This window comes from Moorena sp. SIO2C4 (genome assembly GCF_010672485.1).
Classification (GTDB): Bacteria; Cyanobacteriota; Cyanobacteriia; order Cyanobacteriales; family Coleofasciculaceae; genus Moorena; species Moorena producens.
In genome coordinates this window covers 1-6,522 of record NZ_JAAHGN010000382.1, presented here as the reverse complement: position 1 = coordinate 6,522, position 6,522 = coordinate 1, and the positions used below count along the sequence as shown (strand labels likewise).

General features: G+C 40.6%; 5 protein-coding genes and 2 pseudogenes. 3 read left to right on the top strand and 4 right to left on the bottom strand.

Annotated features, from left to right (window positions below; translation table 11 throughout):
• Window positions 1-401: 401 nt before the first annotated feature.
• The 3 genes from F6K20_RS19605 to F6K20_RS19595 all read left to right on the top strand — a co-directional run bounded on the left by F6K20_RS19605 (window position 402) and on the right by F6K20_RS19595 (window position 4,247).
• Complete coding sequence (locus tag F6K20_RS19605) at window positions 402-785, top strand: hypothetical protein (protein WP_287295723.1); 384 nt, start codon at window positions 402-404, stop codon at window positions 783-785.
• A gap of 41 nt (window positions 786-826) precedes the next feature.
• Entirely contained in the window at window positions 827-1,693 is an 867-nt protein-coding gene (locus F6K20_RS19600) for a hypothetical protein (RefSeq protein ID WP_287295721.1), read from the top strand.
• A 1,393-nt stretch (window positions 1,694-3,086) separates the two neighbouring features.
• Window positions 3,087-4,247: a mechanosensitive ion channel family protein gene (locus F6K20_RS19595; protein WP_287295719.1), complete on the top strand. Its 1,161-nt coding sequence runs from the start codon at window positions 3,087-3,089 to the stop codon at window positions 4,245-4,247.
• A 90-nt stretch (window positions 4,248-4,337) separates the two neighbouring features.
• Here the strand turns inward: F6K20_RS19595 and F6K20_RS40750 are convergent, their stop codons facing one another.
• The 4 genes and pseudogenes from F6K20_RS40750 to F6K20_RS19570 form a co-directional block, all read right to left on the bottom strand.
• Complete coding sequence (locus tag F6K20_RS40750; protein WP_287256695.1) at window positions 4,338-4,853, bottom strand: RNA-guided endonuclease InsQ/TnpB family protein; 516 nt, start codon at window positions 4,851-4,853, stop codon at window positions 4,338-4,340.
• Window positions 4,819-5,448 (bottom strand): annotated as a pseudogene (locus tag F6K20_RS40745) (RNA-guided endonuclease InsQ/TnpB family protein); the annotation flags it as partial. The pseudogene F6K20_RS40745 and the gene F6K20_RS40750, both read right to left, overlap by 35 nt.
• A gap of 107 nt (window positions 5,449-5,555) precedes the next feature.
• A pseudogene (locus F6K20_RS19580) lies at window positions 5,556-5,786 on the bottom strand (RNA-guided endonuclease TnpB family protein); the annotation flags it as partial.
• Window positions 5,787-6,063: 277 nt separating this feature from the next.
• The gene (locus tag F6K20_RS19570) at window positions 6,064-6,378 is read right to left on the bottom strand and encodes a hypothetical protein (RefSeq protein WP_287254370.1); all 315 of its coding nucleotides are present in this window, start codon (window positions 6,376-6,378) and stop codon (window positions 6,064-6,066) included.
• Window positions 6,379-6,522 lie beyond the last annotated feature (144 nt).

The window sequence follows — 6,522 nt, the reverse complement described above, 5'->3', positions numbered from 1 at the left end:
TGGGTTAGGTACCCTCGTCCTAGATTTTAGGGAGTAGGTAGTAGGGAGTAGGGAGTAGCGATGCAGTGTGGTCAAGACCGCTTAGGTGCGTTTTCCGTAGGCGAATTAAATTCGCCACGGGTCGCACCTCTGCATCGCTTTTTAATAACACCAAAAAATCTTCCGAGCTTTTTCCTACTGTTCCCTATTCCCTGTTCCCTGTTCCCTTGTAAATGCTATAGATGATATCCATTGTGGATCAAGGGATAAACTATCGAATTTTCTCTCATCATATTTTTTTTTATACAAGCTTTATATAGTTAAAGTTTTAGTTAGTTGTTCGTTAAACATGGGTATGCTACCAATTCCTAATAATAAGAGACCTAATAAAATATTTTAATCCTATTACAGGGAACAATTTTTTGAGCAAATTGGGACTATCTATATTTAAGGCTTTATACGAACGAGATGCCGAGATAGCTAACTTAGATAAGATAGAGTGCAGTCAGTCTAATAGCTTAGAAACAGTTAATACTCGAATTGATGAAATTAAGTCTTGTTCTAGTGCGATTATTTGTCTACCTTTATTAGAAGAATCATCTCAACAATTTCAGGCTATAGCCTATCTCGATTTAGGAGCTTGCTTGGCTCTTTTTCCTCAAAAAACTCTCCTTATCTATAAAGCAGTTGTGCCGCCACAAGGCTTAAAGAGCAAAGAAGTAGAAACATTCAAGTTTTCCGGGAATTTAGATTTTCAAACAGGCATGGAACTATATGGAAAAATCTTGAAAATATTAAAATCTTGAACATCTTACAAACAGGTTGCTGAACTGATAACAGGGAAACTATGACAGACGAAGAATTTACAAGGTACTTTGTCGAAAATTTACCAGACAAAGTGTATAGTGCAGTAATTAAGTTATGCGATCGCTTTTTAGAAAAAAGGAGGAGTCTTTCCTACGAACAACATCTCATTGCTTTTTCTACTCTTGAACAGTTTATCATATATCACAATATTCCCTATTCAATCCCCAGAATTTTTGAGGATTATGGAATATCAAACTATCAAAGAGAAGAAGCCATTGTCGAATTCTTTAGAACTATCAAGCAAACTATCCAATCGCTTCCATGGAGCGAGCAGTCAAAGTTGATGCAGCAATCTCTGAGTAGCACCTGGAAGCCAAAGGAAAACCTTCAACGGAAAGAAGAACTTAAATCTTTATCTCAAGATGCTTTGCTACGTTTGATTCAAGAAAAAGATAATTTAATTAATCTTTTAATTAGACAGGTAGAAACAGCGCTACAGCGTCCGAGTTTGTATGCAGAAAATTATCACAATGAGGGAAACACTATGTCTGAACAGCCAATTAACAATGACCTCCGTGGTGCCAAATTTGGTGGTGGCTTCGCTAATAGAGATCAGCACGGTGGTACGTTAAACGACTATTCCAAAGACCATAATTTAACTGAGGCAGCAGCAGAAATTCAACAGCTTTTAAAGCAACTGTCCCAAACTAACCCCACTTCAAGCAATGCTGAAAAAATGGCAGTGGTGGCTAAGGCGGTGGATCAGATTGAAGGTAAACCCACCCTAAAACAAAGGGTGATTAATGTCTTAAAAACGGGGGGAACAGAGGCATTTAAAGAGGCGGTAGATCATCCCTTGGTGAATGTTTTGTTCGCAGCTATTGAAGGTTGGCAGGAAGGTTCGTAATTCAGTTACTTATGGAACTCTGGTGCCCAAGTTAGCCACCACCGTACATTCGGAGCCACAAAACAGCATAAGTAAACACCATCACTAAGAAGCTACCGATGACTCACTACGTTAGGAATCGGTGCTTCTTGTGGAATATGCTGCCAATGACTCAAGAATGGTAGCAACACTGCTACCAATAACCTTGGCATTCAACAGACATGGGCAGTACTTGATTCGAGCCAGTGACGTCCTGCTGTTAAGCCAGGGGCTCTACTAAAGCCCCGTGGAAAGGACGCCAGTTGCTCCCCGCGCCCCACACTTACCATATTTACCACACTTTAAACACCTACCACGCCTGCCTATGTTTCCCTGTTCCCTTTTCCCTGTTCCCTTTTCCCTTGTGGGGAAAGGGATAAACTATCGAATTTTATATCATCATATTTTTTTTTATCCAATCTTGATCTACTTAAAGTTTTAGTTATTTTACCTTAAAATTTATAAATTTTAGCTGAGTTAGATATAAACTGATAGTCGAGACAATAATTAAGTACGAACTACTAAGAGTTGATTGAAATATTAATTATTTAAATTCAAGGGAAAACTATGGAGATTTGATAGGTTAGTTGATGGTGTTAGTTTTGGAATGGTTAACAGGCCATTTTTTTTATCAAAACTATTTGAAGATAACGTATTTTTAACAAAAACTTTAGGATTGCTATATCAGTATTATATAGCGTTTTAAAACGATTGGAAAACTGAGAATATCTTATTTGATTTTACTATAAAAATCTGGAGCTATTGCCTATTGTCTATTGCCTTTTTCCACAATCTATGACTTGACAACTCCTTTGAAAACGCTATAGCTGGATTCTTGATTCCTTGAATCGTAGTTTCTACGTCCTCTTACTTAAGCAATTACTACGTTAATTGATAATACATTTATGATCAGTGTTATTACTATAGTTGGTATTGTTTTTTTTCGATTATACTGAAGTGTCTTACCTTTAAATAAAAGCTAATAACTTCTTAGAGGATATCTGAAAAGTTTTTTGATACTGAATTTTGCCCCCCTAGCCCCCCAATTCTGGGGGGAACAAGAATCAATTTGCGGCTAAAAGTCCCCCGAGCGAGGGATTGCTCGGGGGATTTAGGGGGCTTTGATGTAGCAAATGAGACTTCTCAGACAACCTCTTAGTTAGGATTCATGGAACACAAGTTATTATCTACATTGATAAAACTCTGACTAGTTATTATAGAAAAATAGTAACTAATAACTAGTCTTTAAATACCATGCGATTTGAGCCAATTTTACCTATTATTAAGTAGTTTTGTCCTAGTGCAATATCTAAGTTTAAAAACCAGTGCCAACTAGGTAGATGGAGCTCTCTGCTGTTCTTTTTTAGTCAAAACTATGGAAAACCTTATCAACTTAATCAAAGAAAGGATATTTGATTCCGACTTCCAGTTCGGCAACATCCCTCTTTCCACGATAGTTATTATGGTGATCATCCTCCTCCTTACCCAGATATGTCGAGGTTTGTTCACTGCCATAATCATTGACAGAATCGAGCGTCTGACTAGCGCTACAGAAACTACCCTAGACGATGAGTTTATTAAGATTCTTAGGGCACCATTAGGCTGGCTAATTTGGCTGGCTGGATTATGGCTAGTACATAGTGTTGCGGCAACCCATCTTAGTCCTGAACAGAATCAGAAAATCCCCGAGATGCTCTTTGTGAGCGCTCTGTTCATTGCCACCTATATTCTTTACCGTGCTGCTCCACTACTGGGGGAGCTGCTAGCGGGATTGGCGGCACACACTGAAACTGAACTGGACGATTTGTTCGTCCCCTACTTCCCAAGGCTTTTTCAGACAGCAGCAATCCTGATTGCTGTGATTAAAGCCAGTGAGATTTTGTTGGGGACATCGGCCGGTGCACTGATCGGTCTAGTCGGTGGTGCAGGTGTTGCCTTAGGTTTGTTAATGAAAGATATTATCTATGACTGGTTTTGTACGGTGATTATCTACGCTGATGGTCTCTATAAACCCGGTGACTGGGTAGCAGTGGACGGAGTCAATGGTTTTGTTCAGATCGTCAGTATTGGTCTAAGAAGTACACAGCTTCGTCTGACTGAGTGGGGTTCTATCAAAAAAGTTCCCAATTCTAAAATGATTGCTGGCGTTGTGGAAAATTGGTCCCAGAAGACTGGCGATACCTTTGAGTGGGGCATAAATTTAACTCTGAAAGTTGATGGAATTTCGGCTGAGCAAACTAGCTGCATTTGTCAGGCTATTGAAGATAAAATTCCGTCTATCGATGGCTTGCATAAGCAGAACATGTTAGTTTTATTTTCCCACATTGAAGAGAATGCTCGTGTGATTATAGTTAGGGTATTTGTGATTGATACAAACCTATACATTGCTGCCCAGCAAAACTTGAATCTAGCCCTATTAGAAATCCTGGAAAAAGAGGAGATTGATCACCTGCATGTTGAGCTGGAAAAGCAACTTCAAGACTACAAACAGGTGAAGGAAAATGGCTCTCCTAGTGTGGCTATGATAAATTTTTAGAAAATAATCCCTACAAAGCTTACTAACCAACACTTATAGCGATCGCTAGTAAGCATTCAGCGGTCAGCGGTCAGCGGTCAGTCGTCTCGATTAGCTGACTTGACACTCCCCGGTCATTAGACGCGGGGATTCTTGCTTCATAGAGCCAACTTGCTCAACCAGACCGGAATCAGGAAGAGTAGAGGTCGATTCTCCACAAGAGTTTGGATCAATGATCCAGGTTCCGGTGTGCCCCACCGTACCCAAGGCTCTTTTCAGGATATTGATTGCAGCGTTGTGGTCTCGGTTTAACTGGCACCCACACTTACAGACATGAGTCCTAGTTGACAGTGACTTTTTAACCGCTTCGCCACAATCTGAACAATTCTGGCTTGTATAGGCAGGATTTACCGCAACGGTGACTCTACCAAATTTTTGGCCAAAGTGCTCTAACCATTTTCTGAATTGATACCAACCTGCATCGTTAATAGATTTAGCTAGACAATGGTTTTTAACCAGGTTTTTCACTCTCAAATCTTCATAGGCGACCAGGTCGTTAGACCGGATTACGCAACGTGCCGGAGACGAAACCTTAGAAGAGTGCAGCCTTACAACAAAACCTGCCACCTTTGATGCATAGCCTATCAACTATAAAGGCTGCACTCTTCTTGCGGTAACTTCTAACCAGTCTCTTGGCATGTTCTTCACGCTGCCTACTTATTTTGAGATGTTGTCTGCCTAGTCTATTAACGGCCTTCTTACGGTTAGATGAGCCTTTCTTTTTTCGAGATACTCGACGCTGATAAAATTTCAGACGCTTTTCCCCAGTTCTATAAAATCGGGGATTGGGTTCTGTGTTACCTCTAGAATCGGTGTATAAATCTTTTAGCCCTACATCTAATCCTACAGTAGCGTCAACTGGATCCAATTGTTCATTTATCTCAGCAGAGATGCAAAATTGAACATAATACCCATCAGCCCTTTTTACAATGCGAACCCGTTTAATTTGCTTCTTGTCCAAGCGCCACAAGTCCCAGGTACCCTTGAGCTTTAGCTTTCCAATTCCCTTCTTGTCACTGAAAGTGATTGATTTCTTGTCAGGGGATAACTTCCATCCTGATTGCTTATACTCAACCGACCTACAGTGTTTTTGAAAGCTAGGAAAACCTTTCTTTCCTGGTACCTTTTTCTTGCAGTTTTCAAAGAAGCGAGAAATTGATGACCGGAGATGAAACCTTAGAAGAGTGGAGCCTTATTTCATGAGTTTTAACCCTTTTTTGCATAGCCTGTCGCCTATAAAGGCTCCACTCTTCTTACGGTAACTTCTAACCATGCCCTTTCAGCCGCAGCTTGCCGAGCAGTAGAGTTTAATTCATTGGCAAATGAGAATTCTTTAGCAAGTATCTTGCAATATTTGCTAAGGTCATATTTCCCCGTCCCTTTATTGTCCATCCATAGACGGATGCAGCTATTACGGATAAATTTGACTGTCCGAATTGCTTCTTCTATAGCTTGATATTGGATAGGTTTCCCGTATGCCTTAAACTCTATTATGATCATCAGAACTCGACCTATTCTGTTATATTATTACGCTAGTACGTTTGAGGAAAACTGTCAAGTTATAGTCAAACCTTTTTCACGGCGACTAAAGTCGCTACTAGCTTTCATCCCGGAGACGAAACCTTAGAATAGTGCAGCCTTACAACAAAACCTGTCACCTTTAATGCATAGCCTACCAACTATAAAGGCTGCACTATTCTTGCGGTAACTTCTGACCCGGTTTAAAAACACGGGGCTTTCAGCTTTGGGGGTTACGTAACTCAGATTAAACAAATGGTTACCTGTTTTCTTCAAAAGCACCTGAAGTAGCGATGCAGCGCCACCAAAGCGGGTTTCCCCCACTCGCGCTTTGCATCAAGACAGCGTGGCCGTAGGGCATGAACTGAATGGTAATAGCTAATAACTGATAGCTGAATGCTGATAGCTGAATGCTTACGATCCCTACAAGCCATTTGTGTAAAAATGGCTTTTCATTGTCTTGATGCCGCCCCTCCTCATGAGCGACTGCATCAAGATAGGGATTCCCGACAACAGAAGAAAAAAAATATCCATTGAGGAATAAATTCGTAAACCGATACTTTTTAGCTACCAAAGTCTACCAAGATAGACCAAGGCCCGCCAATGCAAGATGCAATAGCATCCAGGGGGTATCTCCGCGCTTCTCTGACGGAATATCCCGCGAGCGCCATAAAAATGTCAACAAAGTTGGTTCCACCGGGATTACAGCGCAACTATT

Coding starts and splice junctions, on each gene's coding strand:
- F6K20_RS19600 (WP_287295721.1), top strand. CDS start 827: ATGACAGACGAAGAATTTACAAGGTACTTTGTCGAAAATTTACCAGAC.
- F6K20_RS19595 (WP_287295719.1), top strand. CDS start 3,087: ATGGAAAACCTTATCAACTTAATCAAAGAAAGGATATTTGATTCCGAC.